Origin of the sequence: Prosthecobacter vanneervenii, from assembly GCF_014203095.1 — a bacterium.
Taxonomy (GTDB): Bacteria; Verrucomicrobiota; Verrucomicrobiia; order Verrucomicrobiales; family Verrucomicrobiaceae; genus Prosthecobacter; species Prosthecobacter vanneervenii.
Genome location: NZ_JACHIG010000008.1, coordinates 307,401 through 331,182 on the forward strand (window position 1 = coordinate 307,401; position 23,782 = coordinate 331,182).

Below are 23,782 nucleotides of genomic sequence, written 5' to 3' on the forward strand. Positions count from 1 at the left end.
CAATCCTCCTCTTCCTCCTACTCATACTCCTCCTCCCTTTTCTGACGCAGCCCTCAATCTCCACCTTCTCAACTTCATGCCCGCTGCACGCCAGTTCGATCACGAAAAGCTCCAGGTGTACCAGCTTGAGCTGGAATTCATAGCCTGGCTCACTGACTTGTTTGCTGAAATTCAAGCCTCCAAAACTCCGCGGCTTGCTGAAGTGTTGGACCAACTCGACCGCGCCAGCCTCTCAGCGCTTTTAAACACAGCGGAAGGCAACGGCCGCCGCGCCACTCAGCAGCGCGTGCGGTTCTTCGATGATGCACGTGGTTCTGCGACTGAATGTGCTGCATGTCTGGATGCGATCGTTGCAAAAAAAGCATGTAAAAAAGAAAGAGTTATGAGGGGAAAAGACATGCTGTTAAGTGTGGTTTCGATTTTGAGTTCTCTCATCGCTCGTTTTGAGGGAGTTCCGGTCAAATCATGCCGCAGTGTTCCTATGACAGGAACACGTCTTAAATCTGCATCCCGATCCTCCAGAGAGGAAGAGAAAGAGTAGGAGGAAGAGGAGGATTCATTTGCGAAACGTATGCCCTCTGACACCCGCACCTTCCTCGACCCCGCGGTCCTCTCCCGCCTCATGGCGCTCCCCCTCAACGCGCGCCATGCCATGCTCGGCAGCGTCTCCGGCAAGCACCGCAGCCCCGTGCGCGGCTCCTCCCTCGAGTTCGCCCAATACCGCAAATATGTCCCTGGCGACGACACCCGCCGCCTCGATTGGCGTACCTGGGGCCGCAGCGACCGCTTTTACATCAAGGAGTTCGAAGCCGACACCAACCTCCGCCTCTGTCTCCTCATCGACACCAGCGGCAGCATGAACTACGGCCCCGCCGGAGCCACCCGCTTTGACTACGCCCGCAAACTCGCCGGCACCCTCGGCTACGTCGCCGCACAGCAGGGCGATGCGGTCGGCCTCTGGAGCCTCGCCGAAAAGCCCGTCGAAATCCCCGCCAAACGCGGCGCCTCACACCTCGGCCTCGTGCTCGATCAGATGGCCTCTCTTCAGCCCGTCGGAGACACCACGCTTCTCACCGCCCTGCACGACGCCGCCGAAAAAATCCGCCAGCGCGCCCTCGTCATCATCTTCTCCGATCTCTTCGTGCCACCCGCCGAGCTGAAGCCCGCCATCCAGCACCTCCGCTTCCGCAAGCACGACATCGCCGTCTTCCACCTCCTCGACCAGCAGGAACTCGACTTCGACTTCGACCGCCCCGCCCGCTTCATCGACCTCGAAGGCGGCGAAGCCGTCCTCGCCGATCCCAGCCTCATCGCCCGCAACTACCGCGAAGCCGTCCGCCAGTACATGCACGAAATCGACGACCTCGTCCGCACCACCGGCATGGACTACCACCGCGTCAAACTCCACGAAAAATACGACGACGTGCTCGCCCGCTTCCTCCTGGCTCGGCTTGAGAAGAAAGGGGGACGGTGATCATGCTGAATCCAGTTCTTCGTAAAGTCTCAACCATTCATGTCACGACTTTCAAAGTTGGAATCCTTCTTTTTTTGTGGGCAGGTCTTGCGTGGTGCGATGAAGCAAAATTCGTCCCGCCTCCAGCAGGCATCAACGGCTGGCCGCACAAGCCGTATGACAAGGTTATTGGCTATCAATTCGCGAATCCCGATCATGTTTCATTCATTAAAGACGGCATTCTTGCTCTCGAAGATCTGAAAAAACTGAAGCGCAAGGAATCTGTCTTGGATGCAGATCAATCAACAGCACTTCTAAAAGCAGCCTTCGAAACTGAAGCCCCTCAGGGTGGCATGCTTTGTTACGATCCACATCACATCGTCGTCTTCTACTCCGAAGGCAATCCGGTAGGTGCCATTGAGATTTGTTTTCATTGCTGGGGTATAAAATCCTGGCCGGAAAACAAGGCGATCTGGTGGCACACGAATTTTAACGAGATTGGCAGGCTGACCATAGCATTGGGCCTTGGAGTCCGCGGGCCTGATCCGGACAACAACCCGCCCAAATCAGGGCAACAACGTTTTCCACTCCGTTGACACAATAAATGACCTTCCTCGTCCCAGCGCTCCTCTTCGCCCTGCCGCTCGCTGCGCTGCCGGTGGTCATTCATTTGATCCACCTGTACCGCCGCCGTCAGGTGAAGTGGGCGGCCATGATGTTCCTGCGCATGGCGCAGCGCATGAACAAAGGTCTCTCGCGTCTGCGACAGATCCTCATCCTCACCTGCCGCGTGCTCGCCGTGGCGGCCATCCTCTTCGTCATCACCCGGCCCATGGCGGGTGGCCTGCTCGGCCTCACCGGCGGTGTGCCGGACACCGTCATCGTCCTGCTCGACCGCTCCGCCAGCATGGAGCAGCAGAACCTCGCCACTGGCACCAGCAAGCGCGCCGCCAGCATCGCCAAGCTCTCCCAGGCCCTGCGCGACACCGTCGGCACACGCTCCAAGCTCGTCCTCATCGAAAACGCCCGCCTCCAGCCTCAGCTCCTCGACAAGCCCGAATCTCTCATCGATCTCCCGCTCACCGGCCCCACCGACACCGCCGCCGATGTGCCCGCACTGCTCCAAGGCGCGCTCGACTACATCAGCCGCAATCAAACCGGCCGCACCGATGTCTGGGTGCTTAGCGATCTCCGCCAGAGCGACTGGGATGCCGCCAGCGGCCGCTGGCCCTCACTCCGCAGCGCCTTCGCCTCTCTGAAGGGCCTGCGCTTCCACCTGCTCACCTACGCACAGCCTGCTGCAGGAAATCTCTCCATCTCGGTGCAGCGCATCGTCCGCAACGAAACCGCAGACAAGGCTGAGCTCCTGCTCGATCTCCGCGTCACTCGCAGCTCCAATTCGCACGAGCCTTTGGAGCTGCCGCTGCGCTTCGTGGTCAATGACGTCAGCACCACGGTCAAAATGGAGATGAAGGACTCCCAGCTCGTGCTGCAGGGCCACGCCATCCCCATCGACAAAACCACCAAACGCGGCTCCGGCCGTGTCGAGCTTCCCGCAGACACCTCGCCATCAGACAACGTTTATCACTTCGTCTTCGACGAACCCGCCGTGATGCAGTCCGTCATCATCAGCGATGACGAGGCCGAGGCCCGTCCCCTGCAGGCCGCACTGGAGGCTGCCGCCGATCCCACCCGCAAATACACCTCCACTCTGCTGCCCCCTTCCCGCGCTGCGGAGATTCCCTGGGATGACACCGCTTTCATCCTCTGGCACGCCCCTCTGCCAAAGACGGACAACCTGATCTCCCGGCAGCTCATGAATCATCTCGCCGCAGGCCGCAGCATCCTCTTCCTCCCGGTTGAATCCTCCAGCGCGGAAGCCTTCGGCGGCCTCCACTGGGGCTCATGGACCACCGGCAGCAAACCCGCCACCCTCGAATGGTGGCGCAATGACGCCGGCCTCCTGGCCAATACCCGCAACGGCACCGCCCTCCCTGTCGGCGAACTCGAAGTCACCCGCCGCTGCGACATCCTCGGCGAGGGCACCCCTCTAGCCCGCCTCACCGGCAGCCGCCCCCTGCTCATGCGCGCCGACATACCAGGCGATGGCAATGCCTGGTTCCTCGGCACCCTCCCCGGCTCCGGCTCCTCCAGCCTCGCCCGTGATGGCGTCGTCATGTTTGCCATGCTTCACCGCGCGCTCAATGAAGGCGCACGCAGCCTCGGCAAGGCCCAGCAGCGCGAGGCCGGTGCCACCGCCCTCGGCACTGGCGACCTCACCCTCTGGAAGCGACACGGCCCCACCATCCTCAGCACCGAGCAACCCCTCCGCGCCGGCATCCTCGAAAACGCCGACAAGCTCGTCGCCCTCAACCGCCCCCTCCGCGAAGACTCCCCCGAAACCCTCGGCCCCGCCGCCCTCGCTGAACTCTTCGCCGGCCTCGACCACCACATCATCGAAGACCAGGTCGAAAACCAATCCAGCCTCGCCAGCGAAATCTGGCGCACCTTCCTCTTCATCATGGCCCTCTCCCTCCTCATCGAGGCCCTCCTCTGCATGCCAGCCAGGCGCGACCCACAACCTTCTCTTGCCCGATGACTCCCCGTTGTTCGTCCTCGTCCTCCTACTCGAACTCGTCCTCGATCCCATCGAGTTCGACAGCTCGTGGACTCACGAACCACATCCAATCACCACCAGCAGAAGGCTTGGATAAAATCGGTCATTCCACCGACCTGCGTGAACTTAATCGATCGAGGACGAGTTCGAGTAGGAGGACGATAACGACGCCATCGCTTCCATGACCCCCACCACCTCCCAGCTCGTCTTCACTCCCACGCCTGCCTCCTTCGGCATCGGCGTGGCGTTTGTCGTCGCCATCGGGGGTCTCGCATTCATGGCCTGGCGTCGCAGCGGCTGGCGCGCCAGCACGGGCTGGCTTGAGCTGCTGCGTTTCATCATCGCCGTGGCCATCGCCATCACGCTCATGCAGCCGGAGTGGCTGGAGACCTTCAAGCCCCAGACACGCCCCACCCTTGCAGTACTTCACGATGTCTCCGGCAGCATGACTACCAAGGACATTGTCGAAAAATCCAAGCCCAACGCCGAGCCGCTCGCACGCGAGGCCGCAGCAAAGCCCCTGACCGACACCAAACTCTGGGAGCCACTCCGGCAGCGCATGGATGTCGTCATCGAGCCCTTCTCATCCTCCCAGACCCCACCCACCGAAGGCACAGACATCCAGGCCGCACTGTCCAATGTCCTCGAAAAGCAGCCCAATCTCAAAGCCGTTGTCCTCATCAGCGATGGCGACTGGAACACCGGCGCCGCCCCTTCCCAGGCCACCACCCGCCTGCGCATGCGCGAGGTCCCCGTATTCGCCGTGCCCGTCGGCGCAGAGACACGCCTCCCCGATGTCGAGCTCACCAGCTTCGATGTCCCCGCCTTCGCCGTCGCGGGCAAGCCCCTGCGCATTCCCTTCACCATCGAAAGCTCCCTCCCGCGCGATGAATCTGTCGTCCTCGAAATGCAGTCCTCCAGCGGCGAGATAATCACCAAGGAGGTCACCCTTCCAGCCATGGGCCGCCTTCAGGACGCCATCGCCTGGAAGCCCGACAAACCCGGCGAGGTCAAGCTCACCCTTACCATCCCCAAGACGCCCGGAGAGCGCTATCCCGAAAACAACTCCCAGGAGGCCCCGCTCTCCATCCGCAAAGAGCAGCTCCACGTCCTCGTCATCGAGTCCTTCCCCCGCTGGGAGTACCGCTACTTGCGCAATGCCCTTGAGCGCGATCCCGGCGTGGACGTCAGCTGCCTCCTGCTCCATCCCGGACTCGGCAAAGTCGGCGAAGGTCGTGGCTATTTAAAGACCTTCCCCAAGAACGAAGAGCTCACCAAATACGACGTCGTCTTCCTCGGCGATGTCGGCCTCGCCAAAGACCAGCTCACAGCCGAAAACTGCATCGCCCTGCAAAAACTCGTGCGCGACCAGGCCTGCGGCCTCGTCTTCATGCCAGGCTTCCACGGCTTCCAGTCCACGCTGCAGGAGACTCCCCTCGCCGATCTCCTCCCTGTGATCTGGGATGCCGCCCAGCCACGTGGCTGGGGCTCCTCCGCACCCGGAAAATTCGCCCTCACCGAGGCCGGCACGCACAGCCTGCTCACCAAGCTCGAAGACAGCGATGAAGCCAGCGCCCGCGTCTGGAGCACTCTTCCCGGTTTTCAATGGTACGCCCCTGCGCTGCGCGCCAAGGCCGGCACCGAGATCCTCGCCACCCACGGCACCGAGTCCAATCAGTTTGGCCGCGTCCCACTCATCGTCACCAAGACCTACGGCGCGGGCAAAATCCTCTTCATGGGCACCGACGGCGCCTGGCGCTGGCGCAAAGGCGTCGAGGACAAATACCACTACCGCTTCTGGGGCCAGGTCGTGCGCTGGATGGCCTATCAGCGGAACATGAGCAGCGGCGACAAAATGCGCCTCTTCTATTCCCCCGACCGTCCTCGCACAGGCGATGTATTGACTCTCAACGCCAACGTCATGAGCCTCACCGGCGAGCCACTGCGGGACGGCGCCGTCATCGCCCAGATCGCCGCTCCCAGTGGCAAAGTCAGCAGCATCCGCCTCATGCCCGCAGGCGCGGAGGCCTGGGGTCTCTTCACCGGCACCTTCAGCCCTGTGGAGCCCGGAGAGCACCGCGTCCAGCTCAGCTGTGCCGAGGCAGGCACCTCTCTAGAAACCAAGATCTCCATCCAGGGCACCAGCCGTGAAAAACGCGGCCAGCCCGCGCGGCTCGATGTCATGCGCGAGATCGCCCGCTTCACCCGTGGCGAGGTTCTCGATGCCTCCTCCCCCTCCGCCATCGTCGCAGCCGTCTCCGCCATGCCTGAGCCCGCCCAGCAGGAGCGCCGCCTCCAGATCTGGTCCCACCCCGCCTGGGCCGGCCTCATCGTCCTCCTCCTCGGCATCTTCTGGGTCGGAAGAAAGGCCGCCGGGGCGTTCTGATCCCCTCCAAATCCCGGCTTGTCACTCAGCCCGCCGATGAATAGACTTCGCACATGACATTGGAACTTCCGGACATCAGCGCCATCCAGCGTTTTACTGCCGAAGATCTTCGGCTGGAGCTGGCTTGTGCCCTGTATGCCCGGGGCCGTGTCAGCGCCGTCTCTGGAGCAGATTTGTCAGGTCTGGACCTGATCACTTTTCAGCAGGCCCTGCAGGAAAGAAACATTCCCCGGCAGTACTCGGTGGAAGACCTTGATGATGATCTAGCGGCTCTGGACAAGCTGTTCCCGGCATGATCGTTGTCGCGGACACTTCCGTGATTCTCAATCTCTGCTGCGTTCAGCAGGCCCATCTGCTTCCTGCCTTGTTTCATGAAGTATGGGTCCCTGATCAAGTGCGGCTTGAGTTTGAACGCCTCAGCTTTCATCAGCCGCGTTTCCACGGCCTGCTAATGCCAGACTGGATTCTCATTCAGCCAGCAGCCCCGGTTTCAGCAGAGCTGGCGTCCATGCCTAATTTACATGCTGGCGAAACAGCTGCTCTGGCACTCGCGCTTAGCGGGCATGCCGATGCCGTGCTGATGGATGAAGCCGCTGGCAGGCGTGCCGCTCAACTCCTCGGTGTCCCAGCGATTGGAGTTCTTGGAGTGTTGCTGCAAGCTCGCAAAATGGGACTGATTTCTGCCATCAAGCCTGTGCTTCAAAGGCTGGCCGTTGAAGCGGGCTTCTGGTTGTCCCCCGCTCTGGTGGATTCAGCCTTAAGAAAGTGCGGCGAAACATGACGCCCAAAGTGTTTTAAACACCAATCAAAAGCTCGTCAGCCACGTTTCATCAGGATAACATTAGCTCATTATGAAAACAGCCCTGCCGGCCATCCTCGAAGCCAAGCTCGCGGATTTTCGCAAGCGCGTCTGGGTCGTGAAGCTCACCGAGGGCCTCCTCGCTGCGGCCTTCGGCATCGTGTTTTCCTACATCGTCGTCTTCGTGCTGGATCGCTTCATGGAGACGCCCGCCTGGCTGCGCGCCACGCTCCTCATCTCCGGTGCCTCCGTGCTCGGCCTCGGCCTGCCGCTCAAATGGCACCGCTGGGTCTGGCGTCAGCGCCGCCTTGAGGACGCCGCACGCCTTCTCCGTCGTACCTTTCCCCGCCTGGGCGATCAGCTTCTCGGCATCGTCGAGCTCGCCCACATGGAGGCCGGCACCGCTGGCCGCAGCGAGCGCCTCGTCCAGGCCGCCATGGATCAGGCCGCAGAGGCCGTGAAGGACAAGGACTTCTCCCACGCCGTGCCCGGCGCCAGGCACGTCCAATGGGGTTGGGCCGCAGCAGCCGTGGCGGCGCTCGCCGCTGCCGCTCTCGCTTTCGTACCAGACGCCTCTTGGAATGCCCTCGCTCGCTGGGCCACCCCCTGGCGCGATGTCGAGCGCTACACCTTCGCCCGCATCGACGCGCTGCCAGACCGGCTCGTTGTCCCCTATGCAGAGCCCTTTGATCTCAAGGTCCATCTCAGCAAAGACACACGCTGGTCCCCGGCAGCCGCACAGGCACGCATCGGTGCACAGCCCGTCATCGTCAGCATCCTCGCCCAGAGCACTTACCCGCTGGCTTTCCCGCCGCAAAAGGATGACGCCGCCTTGTCCCTCTCTCTCGGAGACGTTCGCAAAACCGTCAGCGTCCAGCCTCGCACCCGCCCTGAACTCACCGCCCTCTCCATCCGCACCCGATTGCCGGAATACCTGAAGTACAAGACCGAGCCCACGGTCGAAGTACGCGGCGGCTCCGTCAGCGTGCTCAAAGGCGCACAGGCATCACTCGAAGCCACCGCCTCTCGCGACCTCGCGTCCGCTCAGGTGGATGGCGAAGCCGAAAAAGTCTCCGGTGCCAAAGTCACCACGCCCTTTCACCCCGTCACTGCAGACACGGAAAAGCACGTCATGTGGCAGGATCGCGATGGCCTCAAACCCCGTGAGCCCCTTGTCCTGAAAATCAACGCCATCGCAGACGAAGCCCCGCGTCTCGCCGCCCGGCGTGAGACCCAGGAGCAGGTCGTGCTCGACTCCGAAGTCGTCGGCTTCGATCTCGATGTGCAGGACGACTTCGGCATCCAGCGCACTGGCCTCGAATGGCGCAGCGTCAACGACGACAAAACCAAGGGCGACAAAATCGCCGCCGCTGGCGAGCCCGAAAAGAAAACCCTCTCCGCCAAGGCCACCTTTTGCGCCAGCCGCGATGGCGTTGCTCCGCAGTCCATCGAGATCCGCGCCTGGGCCGAAGATTACCTGCCCGGCCGCAAGCGCGCCTACTCCAGCGCCTTCCTCCTTCACGTGCTCAACAAAACCGACCACGCCCTCTGGCTCACCGAGCAGTTTGGCAAATGGCTCGAAGCCGCACGCGAAAGCTACGAGCGCGAGCAGCAGCTCCACGCCACCAACAAAGAGCTGCGCGCCCTCAGCGCCGCAGAGCTCGACCGCCCTGAGAACCGCCGCAAGATCGCCCAGCAGGCCAGCGCCGAAAACGCTAATGCATCCCGTCTTGGCATGCTCAATCAAAGCGGTCGCAGCCTCGTCGAGCAGGCCACTCGCAATGACGAGTTCGATGCCAAGCGTCTCGAATCCTGGGCCACCATGCTCAAGTCCATGCAGGACATCGCCGCAAAGCGCATGCCCAGTGTCGCAGATCTCCTCAAGCAGGGCGCCAATGCCCAGAGCGGCAAGCCCGGCCAGTCCACGGCATCCACTCCCTCCAAGTCATCCTCATCACTATCCAAGTCGGATAAACAAGGCGAGGGCAAGTCCGGCCAGGGCAAACCCAGCGCTCCGCAGATCGCCAACGGCCCCGATCTCCCTCCAGCCACCAAAGGCGGCAAAGCCTCCGACGAAGAGCAGAAGAAGGACAACATGCCCTCCATCTCCGACAAGGAAGGTTCCATGAGCAAGGCCGAGCCCCAGCCTGCGGACCCCAATGCCAAACCCTCTCCTCCCAAGCCCAGCACCATGAAGCTGCCCACCACCCAGATGGCGGCCGCTCCGGGACAACAGAAGAACGACAAGGAGGAGGACAAACCACAGGAGCAGCCACCTGCATCCCAGGCGCAGAAAAAGATGCAGGACGCCATTGAGGAGCAGAAACTTCTCCTCGCCGAATTCGCACGCGTCTCCGATGAGCTCGGCGCCATCCTCGCCAGTCTGGAAGCCAGCACCTTCGTCAAGCGCCTCAAGGCCGCCTCCCGCCAGCAGATGGTCGTGGCCAAGGATCTCAATACCAAGACCCTCTCCGCCTTTGGCCTCGACCGTAAGCCGGTGAAGGACGCCGCTCAAATCGCCGAACACGAAAAGACCCAGAGCGAAACCGTGCGCCTCATCCAGAGCGATCTCGAAGCCTACTTCGCCCGCAAGCCCGACATGCAGTTCAAAAACATCATCGGCCAGATGAAGGACACTCAGGCCGTGAAAATGATCGCCTATCTCGGAGATCAGGCCGCCATCAATCTCAGCGGCAGCAGCATGTCTGGCGCAGAGTTCTGGGCCGACACCCTTGACCGCTGGGCCGAGGAGATGGTCGCCGCCAGCGAGTGCAAATCCTGCAGCAGTTGCAGCGCCGACAGCCTTCCCCCCGAGATCGTGCTCAAGGTCATGAAATCCCTCCGCGATGAAATGAAACTTCGCGATGAAACCCGCGAGCTGGAAAATGCCAAACCCGCGCTCAAGACAGAAGAGCACACCAAAAAATCCGCCGACCTCGCCTCCAAGCAGTTCGGCATCCAGGCCAACACACGCGGCGCTTTTGACGACATCCTCCAGCTTCCCCAAGGCAATGAAAAATTTGGCAAAGAACTCAAGCTGCTCGATGCCGTCATGCACGTCATGAATGAATCCGCCGCCATCCTCGACAAGCCGGACACAGGCGCACCCGCCATCGCCGCAGAGACTGAGGCCATCGAGCTCCTCCTTCAGGCCAAGCGCCAGGGCAAAGGTGGCGGCGGCGGTGGCTCCAATCCTGGAGGTGGCGGCTCCGGTGCTGCCAGCGGAGAGGCCGCTCTCGCAGAGCTCGGCTCCGGCCAGGACGCCGCAGCCAGTCTCCAGGCACGCCCCGTCGGCCAGGCCACGGGCAAGGCAGGCCGCGAGCTACCCGAGGAGTTCAAGACCGGCCTCGATGCCTACTTCAACAAGCTGGAGGAAGGAGGCGGCTCACGATGATCAGACCCATCCTTCTCATGGCGGTGCTCGCCACCGCCACCGTGGTTCATTCAGCGTCATCGCCGCTTGCCGAGCGTAAACAGCCCCTCTCGGAGGCGGTTGAAAAAGTCCTCTCGGAATTTGTCCAGTCATGCCTTCCGGAAAAGCACAAGCAGCTCACCGCTCACATGGTGGATGTCATCAAAACCATCGGCTCCACAGTCACGCTCACGCCCGAGGAAACTCGCACATTGGAGCAGGCCGCAAAGCTGGCCGTGGAGGAGACTGTCAAGACGTGGCGGCCCAAGGCTCAGGAGGCCATGCGCACCTACCTCTCGCGCACCTCGGACTCCGCCGCCATCCGTCACATCGGCATGTGGCAGCCTGAAAAAGCTGGCCCCAATGAACCCGTCGAAGGCTGGACTCCTCCGGAAGAGGACGCCACCTGGCTCTCCACTCTGAAGGCCACGCTTGGCACCGATCGCTTCGGCGTCTGGCATGCGGCCGATTTAAAGGCACGCCAGCAGGCGGAGACCGCCCTCTCTGCCCCGCTCGAAAGCTGGCTGCGGGAGGCGCGCGCTCCCCTGAACGAAAACCTCAGGAACAAAATCGAGTTCATGCAAAAGAAGCTGGAGCTTTCAGAGTCCCAGATCGCTGCTCTAAACAAGGCCGCTGAAAGCCTGCTCGACCAGCTCTGCACCTCCGAGAAAAAGCGGGCCACCTCCATGCTTCTCACCCTCACGCCCGCCGCTCGCGACTACATCCTCGACCGCAGTTCCTTCTACATCAGCTTTGACCGCCCGTCCTCCGAGGCCTGGAACCAGTCATGGATCAAGTCAGCCTCCTCCGTTCTTCCTGCAGACTTGGTCGCCACCTGGCAGAAGATCGACAAGGAGGAGCGCGCCAAGGATGAAAACGAATACGTCATCATGATCAAGCCTTCCGAGCAGCAGGCGGAGCAGCGCATGCAGATGGAAATGGAATCGGAGATCGATGGGATTGTACAAACTCTGAATCTGCCCAAAGAGCGGACGGCTGCTCTCAAGCAGTTGTCAAAACAAGCCGTGCAGGAGTCCCTGCAGCAGGCCCGCAAAGGCTGGCTCCAGCAGGCGAAAAGCTATTCTCCTGAAGATCGCAAGCGCCTCCGGGGGAGAATTTTCTTCGGCATCAATGACGATAACCAGGCCCTCAAGCTAAAGACGTGGACCGAGGGCCTTAAAAAACTTCTCTCCGATGCCGAATTCAAGCTCATGTCGGTGGAAAACACCCAGCGTGACCATCGCACTTTTCTGGCCCTCGCCCGCGCTTGTCTCACGGAGATGGACCAGACGCTCATGCTCACTCAGGAGCAGCGCCACAAGCTCGAACCTCTCGTCATGGAGAGCATGAAGCCGCTCATGGAGCAGCGCAGGCAGCAATACTGGAACTACAATTCCTACCAGTTGTTCCAAACCGCCGCCAAGGTCAGCACCGAAGATCTCCGCAGCATCCTCGATGAGGTGCAGCGCGGCCGCTGGAAGGAAATGGCAGAGCAGGGCAGAAACTCGGCGCGCAGCTCTGTGCCAGACATGAGCGCCTCCTTTGCTGAGGTGCAGGACATGGAGGCGGCCACCTCCCGCCATCTCTACAAGATGTTTATCGCCGAGAGGACCAGAACTCTTGAGGTCATGATGCCTCAGGTCGAGGAGGCCGCCCGCCTGCTCTCCCTGCCCGACACGGTTGTATCAAAACTTACCACTGTGGCCAAGGGTGCCGTGGAGTCCAGCCTCGGGTATTGGCGCCAGACGACCGAAAGCTACGTCTGGCAGGCCGTTCAGAACGCCACGCCTAAAACCATCCTTCAGATCCTCGCAGGCACGGAGAGCTCCAATTCCGGTGGCCGCACAGAAACCCGTCCCCAGAACACTGTGCTGTGGAAGTCTTTTTTGCACTCGGCTCTCAGCGAAGCTCAGCTCAAAAAACTCCAGCAGTCGGCAGACGAGCGCCAGAATTATCGCCTTCAGGCCATGGCTGCCATGAGCACCTCAGAGATTGATCGCCGCCGCAGACTCACCGCAGATCAGTCCGCCAAGGTCCAGACCGCCGTCCAAAAGGTGCTCGCTGAATACCTGCCGGACATGGAGCGTTACATGACCAATCAGTGGTTCCTTCAGTACTACCATGCCCTGGTTCCCGTGGCGGGCGTCCCCGAAAAGGAGCTTCAGGCCATCCTCACCCCAGAGCAGTGGAAGCTCTGCAAGGACCGCGATCTCCCCGACGCCCTCCAGTACTGGGAAGGCATCAAAAGCAATCATGAACAGCGCATGAAGCGCGGCGGTCAGGCGGGTGGCAATGTGCGTGTGATCAATGACGCAATCATCTTCAACAATGACTGAACAAGCCCCCATGATCCCGCACCACTCCTGCATGGGCCGTGTTTTCCAGCCCCTGCTTTCATGCACCCCGGGCCTTCTGGCGCTGTTCATGTTTCTTCTCGCTGCGGCTGCTTCTGCTCAGGATCCCGCCCTCCGTTTCGGTGGTGCCATTCCACAGGAGGTGGAGACCGTCTATGAGCGTGGCCTCGCCTGGCTCGCCTCAAAGCAGAGCGAGGACGGCAGCTGGCAGGGCGGCCATACCGGAGCCGGCATCGACGGCATCTGCCTCATGGCCTTTCTTGCCTCCGGCGAAGATCCCAATTTCGGCCGTTACGCTCCCAACATCCGCCGCGGCCTCCGCGCCATCATCCGCAGTCAGGATGCAAACAGTGGTTACCTCCCCAACAGCATGTACCACCACGGCTTCGCCATGCTCTCTCTCTCTGAAGCCTATGGCGCGGTTGACGAGTCCCTGCTCTGGGAAGGCGGCAGCTCTGTGCGCACCATCGCCCAGGCGCTCGATCTCGCCATCCGCTGTGCCAGCAACGCCCAGAAGGCCAACCGCTGGGGCGGCTGGCGCTACACCCCGAACTCCACAGATGCAGACACCTCCGTCACCGGCGCGGTTCTGATGGGCCTGCTCGCTGCACGCAATGCGGGCATGGCTGTCCCGGATGAAGTCATCGACACCGCCCTCGAATACATGAAACGCTGCACCGGCAGGGATGGCAGCGTCGCCTATACCGGCGGCTTCGGTGGCTTTGGCGAGTCCATGAACCGCAGCGCCATCGCCACGCTCGTCGCCGCCGTTTCCAAGCACAAGGACTCCGAGGAGTTCTCCGCCACCCTCAAACACATCACCGAGCGCCTTGATCACAGCGAGGGCACCTACAAGGAATACTTCCGCTACTACATGGCCCAGGCGCTCTTTCAGGGAGACTACGCCTCCTGGCAGAAATGGAATGCCGCCACTGCGCGCACCTTGGGGGAAACCCAGGGCTCTGATGGCAGCTTTGCCGGCAGTCCATACGAGACCGGCATGTCGCTTCTCGCCCTGGGGTTGAACTTCCGCTTCCTGCCCATCTATGAACGCTAGGCCCTCCATCCTCGCTCTCATCCTCTCGGCGCTTTCCCTCGGCGCTTCTGAGCTGCATTGGCAGAATGGCGAGTGGCTCGGCGGGCATTTTGTCGGCGCTGAAGACGGCCACGTCACCTGGCGCTCCCCCATGTTCAGCGAGGACTTTGAAGTACGCATCGACGCCCTCAGACGCATCAACCGCTTCAAGACCGACTCCAAAACCGACGAGCCCTTCAGCATCCACCTCGCCGACGGCAGCTGCCTCTACGGCTCCATCACCGGCCTTGATGCCAAAACCCTTCGCATCAAATCCGCACGTGCTGGCAGCTTCCAGGTGCTCCGGGATACCATTGTCAGCATCCATCACCTCAAAGTTCCTGACGCGCCCCTGCCCGCCCTGGCAGGTACCAGCGGATGGACCGAGCCCCCTTCGCCCAATCACTCATCCACCAGCCAGAAGCTCTGGCGCATGGTCCCCGGTGCTTCCCTTCAGCAGGTGGGTTGGAATCGCAGCGCCTCCCTCCCTCTCCAGCTCCCGGAGAAGTTGGAGATGCAGATCCGCCTGCGTTCCTCCGTGCGTCCGGAATTCAAAATCGAACTCAGTGCCCCCGGCGCTCAGCGCATGGTCGTGGAGACTTGGATCGACGATGTGGTGCTGCAGGGACGAATTTTCGAAAAACTCCAGACGCTAGGCGACAATGACCACCGCCTGGAACTGACTCTCTTCTGGAACCGCACCACCGGCCTCTGCGCAGTCTATGACTCAAAGGGTCGTAAAATTTTCGAAACAAGCAAGCCGCCTGTGAACGAGACCAGGCAGCAGCCTGAAAAGAAAGCGGCGGCAAAGCAGCCTCAGAAGGAGAAAGCCGAAGAAGGCGGCGGCATTTTCGGTGCTTTGCTCGGCGTCGTAAAGGAGGCGGCGCAGGCTCGTATCGAGGCCATGCAGCAGCCTCGCGAGACTCCCGCTGCCGACGAGGAATCCCCCGCTTCCCCGGGTGTCACCCTGCTCAACAAAGGCCCCGATCTCACCCTCGAAGACCTGCGCATTCGCTCCTGGGATGGCAGTCTTCCTTCCGACATCATCACGTCCCGCCCGCAGATCGCGCTCACAGATGGCCGCATTTTGAAAGCCTCGCCAGTTCGCGCAGATTCAGACTCCGTGACTGTTCGCGGCCAGGGCGGCAAAGAAACCCGTCTCCCTTGGGACAAAGTCCTCGCTCTGGAACTCGTCACAGAGTCCTCGCCTTTCCATCAGGCTGCTCCCCCGCTTACGGAAATGTGGTTCACCGATGGCGAATGGATCAATGGCACCCTGCTCCACGTGCGCAACGAAGTCGCCTCCTTCAAGACCACCTTCTCTGAAGAGCCCGTGCATTTCAAAATCTCCGCTCTTCACCATCTCGACTTCAGCGGCTTCAAATCTCCTGCGGAAGACAAGACCGACCTCGCCTCGCTCGACAAGCTCACCATTAGCAAAAATTCCCTTCATGGTACTCTCGATGCAGGTGGCGAAGCCCAGCCGCGCTGGAAACCCGTCGGTGGCCTCAAGCCCGTCCCTCTTGTCACCGCTGGCGAGATCGAAATCACCCGCGCGGCCCCGGCCGAGCCCGCAGTCACTTCCACCGACGCCCTCTTCTATCTTCAGGACGGAGATGTTCTTCCCGGCAAACTGCGCGCCATCGATTCCAGGCAGATCGACCTCGACTCCCAGTTTTCCTCCATCAGGCATCTTCCTGCCGAGCGGCTCATGGCCATTCAGTTCGGCGGCGAATCCTTGAAGCTCGAAGGCTTCGAAGACCCGGGCTGGCAGCAGGTGCGTGGCGACTCCAAAACCGTCACACGCAAAGGCAAGGATGCCATCGATTTCGAACCCGGCGGCTCATGGGGCCACCCCTCTTTCATGCAGGTGCATGAGCTCAGCTTCTTGCTGCACAACAACAGCTTCTCCGCCCTCCGTCTCCGTTTGTTTTGCGATGGCTTCAGCACCACCTCCCCCAGCACCAACCTCCTCTTCGCCCACATGGGCAGCGAGGTCTGCTTCGGTCTCGAATCCTCCGGCAATCAGATGGATCGCCAGTTCCGCATTCGCACCAAAGCCGCCATGCCGGTTCGCATCGCCGTTGCGGAAAACGCCGTCGAAGTCTTCTTCAATGGCGTCTCCGCTCGCAAGATCACCCTCTCCACCAAAATGCGCTCTGGCCTCGGCCTCGTGCTGGAGCCTTTCAACCTCTGGGGCAATGGCGAGCGCAAGGTCAGCATCAGCTCCTTCACGGCTCGCATCACCCCGGGCCGTGTCGCTGCACCCGTCGTCAACTCTCTCGCCAGAGAGCACGCGCTCACCGTCCCACGCTTCCGCAAGGAGGACCCTCCACGCCATGCTCTCCTCGCCGCCAATGGCGACATCCTGCGTGGCGTGATCGAAGCCGCCACGGCAGACCACTTCGCCGTACGCTCCGGCCTCGAAAACATCCAGGTTCCCCGCGATCGGGTCAAAGCCGCTGTCTGGCTCGTCAAGCCTTTCGACGACATCAATGCCGCCTTCGAAGCACGTGATAAGGAGCAATCACCACCCCTCATCACCCACTGGCTGCTGCTCAACAATGGCGGCCGCCTCGGCCTCAAAGTCACCCGCTTTGCCGAAGATTCCGTCTTCGGCACCAGCCCCCTTCTCGGAGAGTGCCACGTGCCTCTCCCACAGATTCATGGCATCCGCAGCACCACGCCTCCTGACAGCTCCGCCATGCTCGCCCTCCGCGACTGGAAGCTCAAATTCGCCCCGGAGCCCGTCCTTCCAGAGTCTGGCGGCCAGAGCTCCCCGCTGCTCAATCAGGAGGCCAAGCCCTTCAAGCTCCCCCTCCTCTCAGGCGGCGACTTCGATCTCTCCCAGGAAAAGGGCAAGGTCATCGTCCTCGACTTCTGGGCCACCTGGTGCGGCCCCTGCATCAAGTCTCTCCCCCAGTTGATCGACTCCATGTCCCCCTTCGATTCAAAGCTGGTCCGCTTCATCGGCGTCAATCAGGCCGAAGACAAGGAAACCGTGAAAGCCTTTCTCGAAACTCGCGGCTGGACGTTCGAAGTCGCTCTCGATGCCGCCCAGCGCGTCGGCCAGAGCTTCGGCGTCGAAGGCATCCCCCACACCGTTGTCATCGGTCCCGATGGCAGGATCGCCTACATCAAAACCGGCTACGAGTCAGACGGCGCGGAAAAGATCGCCCAAGCCGTGAAGAAGCTCCTCAAAAAATAGCTTCTCTTTCAAATGAAACAGGCGCGGCTTCCAACATAAGCCGCGCCTGTCGTTTGTTGATGTTCTGCCATTCTCTCCGCCGCAGCTCAGATGATCCGAAGCTCATCCTCGCACAGCGGCGGAGAGGCACACACGGCTAGAAATTCGCCCGGATGCCAGCCTTCGCATACTGCGTCGTCTGGCTGCCGTAGTGGCCTTCGTAGCCCAGGTAGCCCGTCAGCGTCTTCGTGATGTCATACCCTGCGTTCAGCTGCACCACGCCCTGCGTGCTGCCCGTCTTCGCAAAGTTCATCCCGTAGCTCGCTGATGGCACCGTCGCCACGCTCAGCCCCATCTGACTCTTCGTGTTGATGAAGTACTGCTGCACCGAGGCCGCCAGTTCCACGTTCAGCGCATGACCGCCGAGGTCCGTGCTCCACAGCGCAGACACGCCCGCTTCTCCCATGAACCGGTTGTTGTTGTACCCGCCCACGTTGAGTGCGTCGATCGCTCCGCTTTCCGTAAAGCCTGCCACATGCGAGTGCGAATAGCTCAGCGACACACGCGGTGCTATCGACACACCGCCCACTCGCCAGCCCTTGTACTGCACACCCAGGAAGCCCACGTAGCTCGTCACGTCCGTGCCGCCCTTCACCGTGCCGTTCACCGTCTGGCGCGTCGTGTCCATGTTCTGCTCGTTGAAGCCAAAGCTGCCAAAGAACGTAAAGCTCTTCGCCACCACATAGCGGCCAAACGCCATCACTCCCCAGCCATCAGACTTCGCACTGCCCAGCGCAGCCTTGATGCTGCCCTGGCTGCCGCTGCCAGCGATGCCAAACACATAGTCCTCCGATGCCAGCAGGTTCACTCCTGCATAGTAGTCATTGCGTGTTCCCTTGGCTGCATCAGCAGTGTTCAGGTTCGCATACGTGTAGCCTGTGAAGAATGACAGCACCTCAGGCACCTGGCTCAGGCGGTCTTCGTCCAGCTGGCTCGGCACATAGCTCATCGGAGACACACGGTCCTGCACGCTGCGCACCAGCACCTGGTTGCCCATGAAAGCATAGTCGGCCAGGGAGCCGTAGTACTCAGGTGTGTAGCGTGCCAGATCGGCGGAGGAGCCACCCGTCGCATCGGTGATCTGCAGCGCCAGTCTGCCCGCCGTGGTGGACGAGTCGATCTGGTTCTGTCCCACCCACGCTGCATTGAAGATCGCCGCCGCAGCCGCACGTTGATTCGCCGTGCTGCCGAGATCTGCAATCGTGTTCGTCGTGCTGTTCAGGCCCGTCGCAGTCATGGCTCCTGTGTTCACGTCGAACACAAAGCCCGCCGAGTCCGGATTCACCGGACCGCTGCCAGTCGGGTCAAACGTCACCGTCGTGAAAGTGCCCGTCAGATGATTGATCGGCACCGCGCCGCCAGGACCGGAGATGATCTGGAAGGAGTCGCCCTGTTTCGGGATGAATCCACTATAGCCGCTCACATTCAGCGTTCCGCCGATGGTTAGCGTCGCACCTGCGGCGATCTGCACCTGGTCAAAGTCCGTGCCGCCCACGCCGCCGAGTCCGGCCAGCTGTGCATTATACGTGCCAGTCAGCGCCGGGCTGAGGCCAAAGCCGGTCATGTTCAGCACCCCCGGCGAGAAACCAGGAGATACCGTACCCAGGATAATCACATTACCCGTGCCGATGAACGTGATGTTCCCCGAGATGGTCGATCCCGCCGGCAGGATGAAGTCATGGTTGCCGATGTTGATCACGCCGCCAGTCCTGTCCAGGCTGGTCAGTGTGGTGAAGTTGATCGTCCCGCCGCCGCTCAGATCCAGCACGCTGCCGTTGGCAATCGTGATTGTCGTGCTGTTCAGCGTCGCTCCGCTGCCGATGATCAGCCCGTTGTCGATCTCCGTGTTCTGCGTCGTCGTCGTGCCGCTTCCCAGCGTCAGCGAGCCGCCGCCACCACCACCGCCACCGATGGTGAGGTTCGTGGTGGGTGCATCAATCACACCGGTAAAGCTGCCGCCGTTGGACACGATCAGCTGGTTGCCGTTTGTGCGCACCGTTCCGGAGCCCAGCAGCGTCTGGATCGTCTCCGCACCGCTGGTGTAGTTCAGGTTCAGTATCCCGTTCACCGTCACAGTGGCAGTGTTTAAGATCAGCTCAGGCGCATTCAGGTTCAGTGTGCTCAGCGCGTTGATCACCACATTCGCTGCGGCACTTGTCGCATTCAGGTTCACCAGGCCGTTCGTCGTCAGCGTGCCGCTGCCCAGGCTCGTGTTCACCACCGAGCCGTCGTTCAGGTTGTAGGTCAGCGCGTTCAGCTTGCCCGGGCCGTTGATCGTTCCCGCACTCGTGTAGGTGTTCACCGTGTCATCCGTGTTGCCAAGGTTGATCGTGCCGTTGTTGTACAGGTTCGCCGCAGAGGAAAGTCCGCCCGCCTTGCTGTCCATGATCACACCTGCAGCCACGTTCACCGTCTTGCTCTCCAGGCTGCCACTCAGGTCGATGTTGCCTCCGTTGAAGTTCGTCGTTCCTGTGTAGGTGTTTGCGCCAGACAGCGTCAGCTTCCCGCTTCCAGTCTTGCTCAAGATCGAGGAATCCGCACCGCTGATCACACCCGAGAAAACGGTGTCCACATTCGAGTACGTCGCCAGCGTGTTGGACTGCAGGTCGATGCTGCCTGCTCCGGAGATGCTGCTCAGCGTCTCGTTGCCGCCCAGACGGAAGGTCGCGCCAGAGGCCACGATCAGATCCGAGAGGTTGTCGATCCGCTCGTTGCCGGAGGTTTCCAGCGTGCCCGCATTCACCGTCGTGTCACCTGTGTAGGTGTTCGCTCCGGAGAGCGTCAGCTTGCCGCTGCCCTGCTTCGTCAGAGAGCCGCCCGTTCCACCCGCGATGCCGCCATCGCTGATCACACCCGCCATCAGCGTGTTCGTGCTGTCGCCCACCGTCAGATTCTTCGCACCCAGAAACGCCTGGCTGCCCGCCACTCCTGCGATAGACGCGATTGTCTCACCCACGGCAGTGATGCCAGAAATGTCAAACACACCCGTGGAGCTGGTGATGTTCACCGCGCTCAGATCAGACAGTGCGCCATCGCCAGACAGTGCCAAAGTGCCGCCGGAGATCGTCGTCGCTCCAGTGTAAGTGTCAGCCGCCGTGAAGGTCATCGTACCGCTGCCCGTTTTGGTAAACGATCCGCCTGTTCCGCTGATCACACCCGCCACCGTCGTATCGGTGCTGGTGCCTGCAGTCAGGTTCTTCGCGCCCAGCACCACGGCGGAGCCGGCCACGCTGGAAAGCGCCGCCACCGTCTCGCCGCTCGCGCTCTTCGCGGAAATGTCCAGCACGCTGCTGCTGTCGGTCAGGCTCACATCACTGCTGTCTGCCAGCGATCCGTTGCCGGAGAGCGCCAGAGTGCCTCCGCTGATCGTCGTCGCACCTGTGTAGGTGTTTGCTGCGGTCAGCGTCAGCTTGCCGCTGCCAGTCTTGGTAAAGGAGCCGCCGCTCCCGCTGATCACGCCCGCCATCGTCGTGTCGCTCGATCCTCCTGCCGTCAGCTTCTTGCTGCCCAGCACAGCCTTGGATCCGCTCACACCCGAGATCGAGCCAACCGTCTCGCCGCTCGCGCTGATGCCCGAGATGTCAAACGTGCTGCTCGCACCCGTGAGGTTCACCGCAGACGTATCCGCCAGCGCACCGCTGCCAGTCAGCGCCAAAGTGCCGTTGCTGATCGTCGTGCCACCCGTGTAGGTGTTCGCCGCTGTCAGTGTCAGTGTGCCTCCGCCCTGCTTCGTCAGAGAGCCGCCGGTTCCACCATAGATGCCGCCATCGCTGATCACACCCGCCACCGTCGTGTTGTTGCTGTCACCCACCGTCAGGTTCTTCGCACCCAGGCTCACCGTGGTGCTCGTCCCTGCGCTGATCGAAGCCAGCGTCTGCCCCGTGGCGATCAGCCCCGAGATATCAAAGCTCGTTCCATTCGCCAGAGTCAGCGCCATCGTGTTCACCAGAGAGCCCGCGGAAGCCAGCGCCAGTCCGCCGCCGTTCACCGTTGTCGTGCCGGTGTATGCGTTCGCGCCCGTCAGCACCACGGTGCCTTTGTGCGTCGCATCACCCAGCGTCAGAGATCCGCTGGAGATCACTCCGCCCAGCACTGCATAGTCCACGTTCGCGGTCGTGCCGCTCAGCGTGGCGTCATTCGCCATCACCAGGATCGTGCGGTTGTCATTGTTCAGGTTGATGTTGTTTTGAAACAACACCTTGTTCGTCGCATAAACAGACCCAAACACCAGCGCGTTGTTGTTCGGCACAAAGCTGTTCGCGGCCCACTTCATCGTCTGGCCGTTGCTCAGGTTCACTGTCAGGTCACCGTTCACCGCGGCAAAACCACCGCTCCCCGTCCACTGCAGCCGGTTGCTTTGCGTTCCCACAAAACGCGTGATGCTCCCCTCCGTCCCGTCCGCCATCAGCACCGCATCAGACGTCGGCGTTCCGGCGATGTTGATGTTGCTGTCCCAGTAGATGCCTGTGCCGTCAGTCGCTTGCAGCGTGCCACCCTGGATGATCGTCTGCCCGGAGTACACATTCGCTCCGTTGAACTGCACCAGCCCGCTCTGGATGTACACATCCGCACCAGACCCCGAGGGAATCCTGCTTGTACCGCCGGAGGGGATGATCGAGGACGCGCTGTCATCCGCGATCGACGTGTTGTACGGGTTCCCGTTGAAGGTGATCTTGTTCCCTGCACCCGGGTCCAGCCTCAGAGTGGCTCCCTTCATCAAAAAGATGTCTGTGCCCACGCCGATGCCGCTCGCGCCGTCCGTCGCATTGTTTCCTGTTCCGTTCTGCCCTTGTCCGCCACGGGCGCCATTGTTGTCAAACAAAGCATTGCCTGTGATATGCAGCGTCGCTCCATTCCGCACAAAGATCGCTCCACCAAAACCTGAGCCGCCTGCGCCGCCGCCAGACAAAGTGTTGTACCCGCTGCCGCTGGCTCCGGCACCACCGCCAAAGCCTCCGGCTCCCCCGGTGCCCCCGCTGCCGTCCAGGCCGTTCGGGCGGCTGCCGGAAAGCTCGCTCCATCCGGAAAAGCTCGGCGTCGGATTCGTCACCGTCGTCACTGCCGGGTGGTACGTTCCGTTCACCATGCGGTCAGTGTAAAAGGACGCTGTCGTATTATAGTTTGCCCCGAGCGGATTGGTGTTCTGCACCGGATTCCCCTGGTCATCCTGCCCGGCGTAGCGCTGCACCTGGTCATAGTAGCCAGGTGTCGTGCTCACAGAGCCTTGGTCACCCGTCACCGGCACCAGTGCTGCTGGCAGTCCCCAAGTCGCACCCGCACCGCCCGTGCCGCCATTTCCACCTGCACCACCACCGGCTCCAAATCCGCCCATGCCGCCGGAGCCACCAGAGCCGGCGTCACCACCGGCCGCACCACCCACCCCCGCCAGCAGGGAGCCAAATCCAGGCTGTCCTCCTGAGCCCCCGTCGCCACCACTGCCGCCGGGTGCACCACCAAAGCCAAAACCGCTGCTCCCACCCTGGCCGCCGGAACCCGCCGTGCCACCATACCCGATCTGGCCGGTCGCCAGCGCGGTATCAAACGACACCACTGCGGCGATCGCAGACGCCAGATTGATCACTTTCACGGCCACGTCGGCTGCGTCACCTGCCGCCACATTTGCGGTCAGCGGGTTCGCTGCATCAGCCGCGGTTTGGGTGGTTCCCGCCGTCAGGTCGATCGTCGCCGCCACCACAGCCGCCAGGAGCAGCGGACTGCTGCTGCCCCCGTGCGTGCCGTCACTGCCATTTCCACCTGCTCCACCATAGCCCACCGTGCTGTTCGCTCCGTTGCCACCTCGGCTGCCATTGGCCCCGTTGATGTCCGCCAGCATGTCATACGGGGGGGTGTAGCCATTGCTGCCGGAGTTCGCTGCACTGCCGGTGTTGAAAAGATTGTTCAGGGAGCCTCCATACTGCCCCACTCCTCCATTCCCCCCCTGCACGTTGTTCGACAGGAAGTTCACATTGTTCAGTGTCACCGTCGCGCCAGTGTTGATGAACAGCGCTCCCCCCATCCCAGCCCCACCCCCGCTGCCGTCCCCGCCACGGGTCGAGAAGTTCTGCAGCGTCACGTTGCTGATGTTCAGGGAACCCGAACTCACAAAGTAGCCAGTCCCGCTGTTCCCATCTATGATGCCATTGCTGTCCGCATTGGCGCTGGTGATGGTGTTCGTGCCGTTCAGGATCGTCCCTGGAAGGACATCAGCCACCGTTTTGGGCGGTAGCGCTAGGTGCAGTGACAAAACCGCAGCAAGCACTGCTTGCGGGATTTTTTTATAATGCGAGTGTTTTCGTTTCATGCGCAGTGTTTGAACTTGTGACTATGTCAATTATTGACATTATGATTGTTCTAACAGATGCGTATAAATGTAAAATTCATCATCCCGTAAGGCTTAGCTTACCTAACAGTCGGGAAGGCAATAGCTTCGTGCTCGGTT

General features: G+C 61.5%; 12 protein-coding genes. 11 read left to right on the top strand and 1 reads right to left on the bottom strand.

From position 1 onward, the window contains the following. The first annotated feature begins 76 nt into the window (after positions 1 to 76). The 11 genes from HNQ65_RS18670 to HNQ65_RS18720 all read left to right on the top strand — a co-directional run bounded on the left by HNQ65_RS18670 (position 77) and on the right by HNQ65_RS18720 (position 17,304). A complete protein-coding gene (locus tag HNQ65_RS18670; protein ID WP_184341764.1) occupies positions 77 to 541 on the top strand; it encodes a four helix bundle protein in 465 nt (154 codons plus the stop codon). Positions 542 to 571: 30 nt separating this feature from the next. Further along, entirely contained in the window at positions 572 to 1,474 is a 903-nt protein-coding gene (locus tag HNQ65_RS18675; RefSeq protein WP_184341766.1) for a DUF58 domain-containing protein, read from the top strand. Positions 1,475 to 1,476: 2 nt separating this feature from the next. Continuing rightward, complete coding sequence (locus HNQ65_RS18680) at positions 1,477 to 2,049, top strand: hypothetical protein (RefSeq protein WP_184341768.1); 573 nt, start codon at positions 1,477 to 1,479, stop codon at positions 2,047 to 2,049. Positions 2,050 to 2,057: 8 nt separating this feature from the next. Next, a complete protein-coding gene (locus HNQ65_RS18685) occupies positions 2,058 to 4,052 on the top strand; it encodes a BatA domain-containing protein (protein ID WP_184341770.1) in 1,995 nt (664 codons plus the stop codon). Between the two features lie 199 nt (positions 4,053 to 4,251). Then, complete coding sequence (locus HNQ65_RS18690; RefSeq protein ID WP_184341772.1) at positions 4,252 to 6,456, top strand: hypothetical protein; 2,205 nt, start codon at positions 4,252 to 4,254, stop codon at positions 6,454 to 6,456. Positions 6,457 to 6,509: 53 nt separating this feature from the next. Further along, the gene (locus HNQ65_RS18695; protein WP_184341774.1) at positions 6,510 to 6,752 is read left to right on the top strand and encodes a UPF0175 family protein; all 243 of its coding nucleotides are present in this window, start codon (positions 6,510 to 6,512) and stop codon (positions 6,750 to 6,752) included. Beyond that, a complete protein-coding gene (locus HNQ65_RS18700) occupies positions 6,749 to 7,237 on the top strand; it encodes a DUF3368 domain-containing protein (protein ID WP_184341776.1) in 489 nt (162 codons plus the stop codon). Before HNQ65_RS18695 ends, HNQ65_RS18700 begins: the two co-directional genes overlap by 4 nt. 70 nt (positions 7,238 to 7,307) lie before the next feature. Then, positions 7,308 to 10,649 carry a hypothetical protein gene (locus HNQ65_RS18705; RefSeq protein ID WP_184341778.1) on the top strand — a complete coding sequence of 1,114 codons (3,342 nt, stop codon included), beginning with the start codon at positions 7,308 to 7,310 and terminating at the stop codon, positions 10,647 to 10,649. 17 nt (positions 10,650 to 10,666) lie between these two features. Then, positions 10,667 to 13,003 (top strand): hypothetical protein, encoded by a 2,337-nt coding sequence (locus tag HNQ65_RS18710; RefSeq protein ID WP_221306215.1) that lies wholly within the window; start codon positions 10,667 to 10,669, stop codon positions 13,001 to 13,003. Continuing rightward, positions 12,996 to 14,078: a prenyltransferase/squalene oxidase repeat-containing protein gene (locus tag HNQ65_RS18715; protein ID WP_221306216.1), complete on the top strand. Its 1,083-nt coding sequence runs from the start codon at positions 12,996 to 12,998 to the stop codon at positions 14,076 to 14,078. The genes HNQ65_RS18710 and HNQ65_RS18715 overlap by 8 nt, the downstream gene beginning before the upstream one ends. After that, positions 14,068 to 17,304, top strand: a complete 3,237-nt coding sequence (locus HNQ65_RS18720; RefSeq protein ID WP_184341782.1) for a TlpA family protein disulfide reductase — start codon at positions 14,068 to 14,070, stop codon at positions 17,302 to 17,304. Before HNQ65_RS18715 ends, HNQ65_RS18720 begins: the two co-directional genes overlap by 11 nt. A 136-nt stretch (positions 17,305 to 17,440) precedes the next feature. Here the strand turns inward: HNQ65_RS18720 and HNQ65_RS18725 are convergent, their stop codons facing one another. Beyond that, entirely contained in the window at positions 17,441 to 23,644 is a 6,204-nt protein-coding gene (locus tag HNQ65_RS18725) for an autotransporter-associated beta strand repeat-containing protein (protein ID WP_184341784.1), read from the bottom strand. Positions 23,645 to 23,782 lie beyond the last annotated feature (138 nt).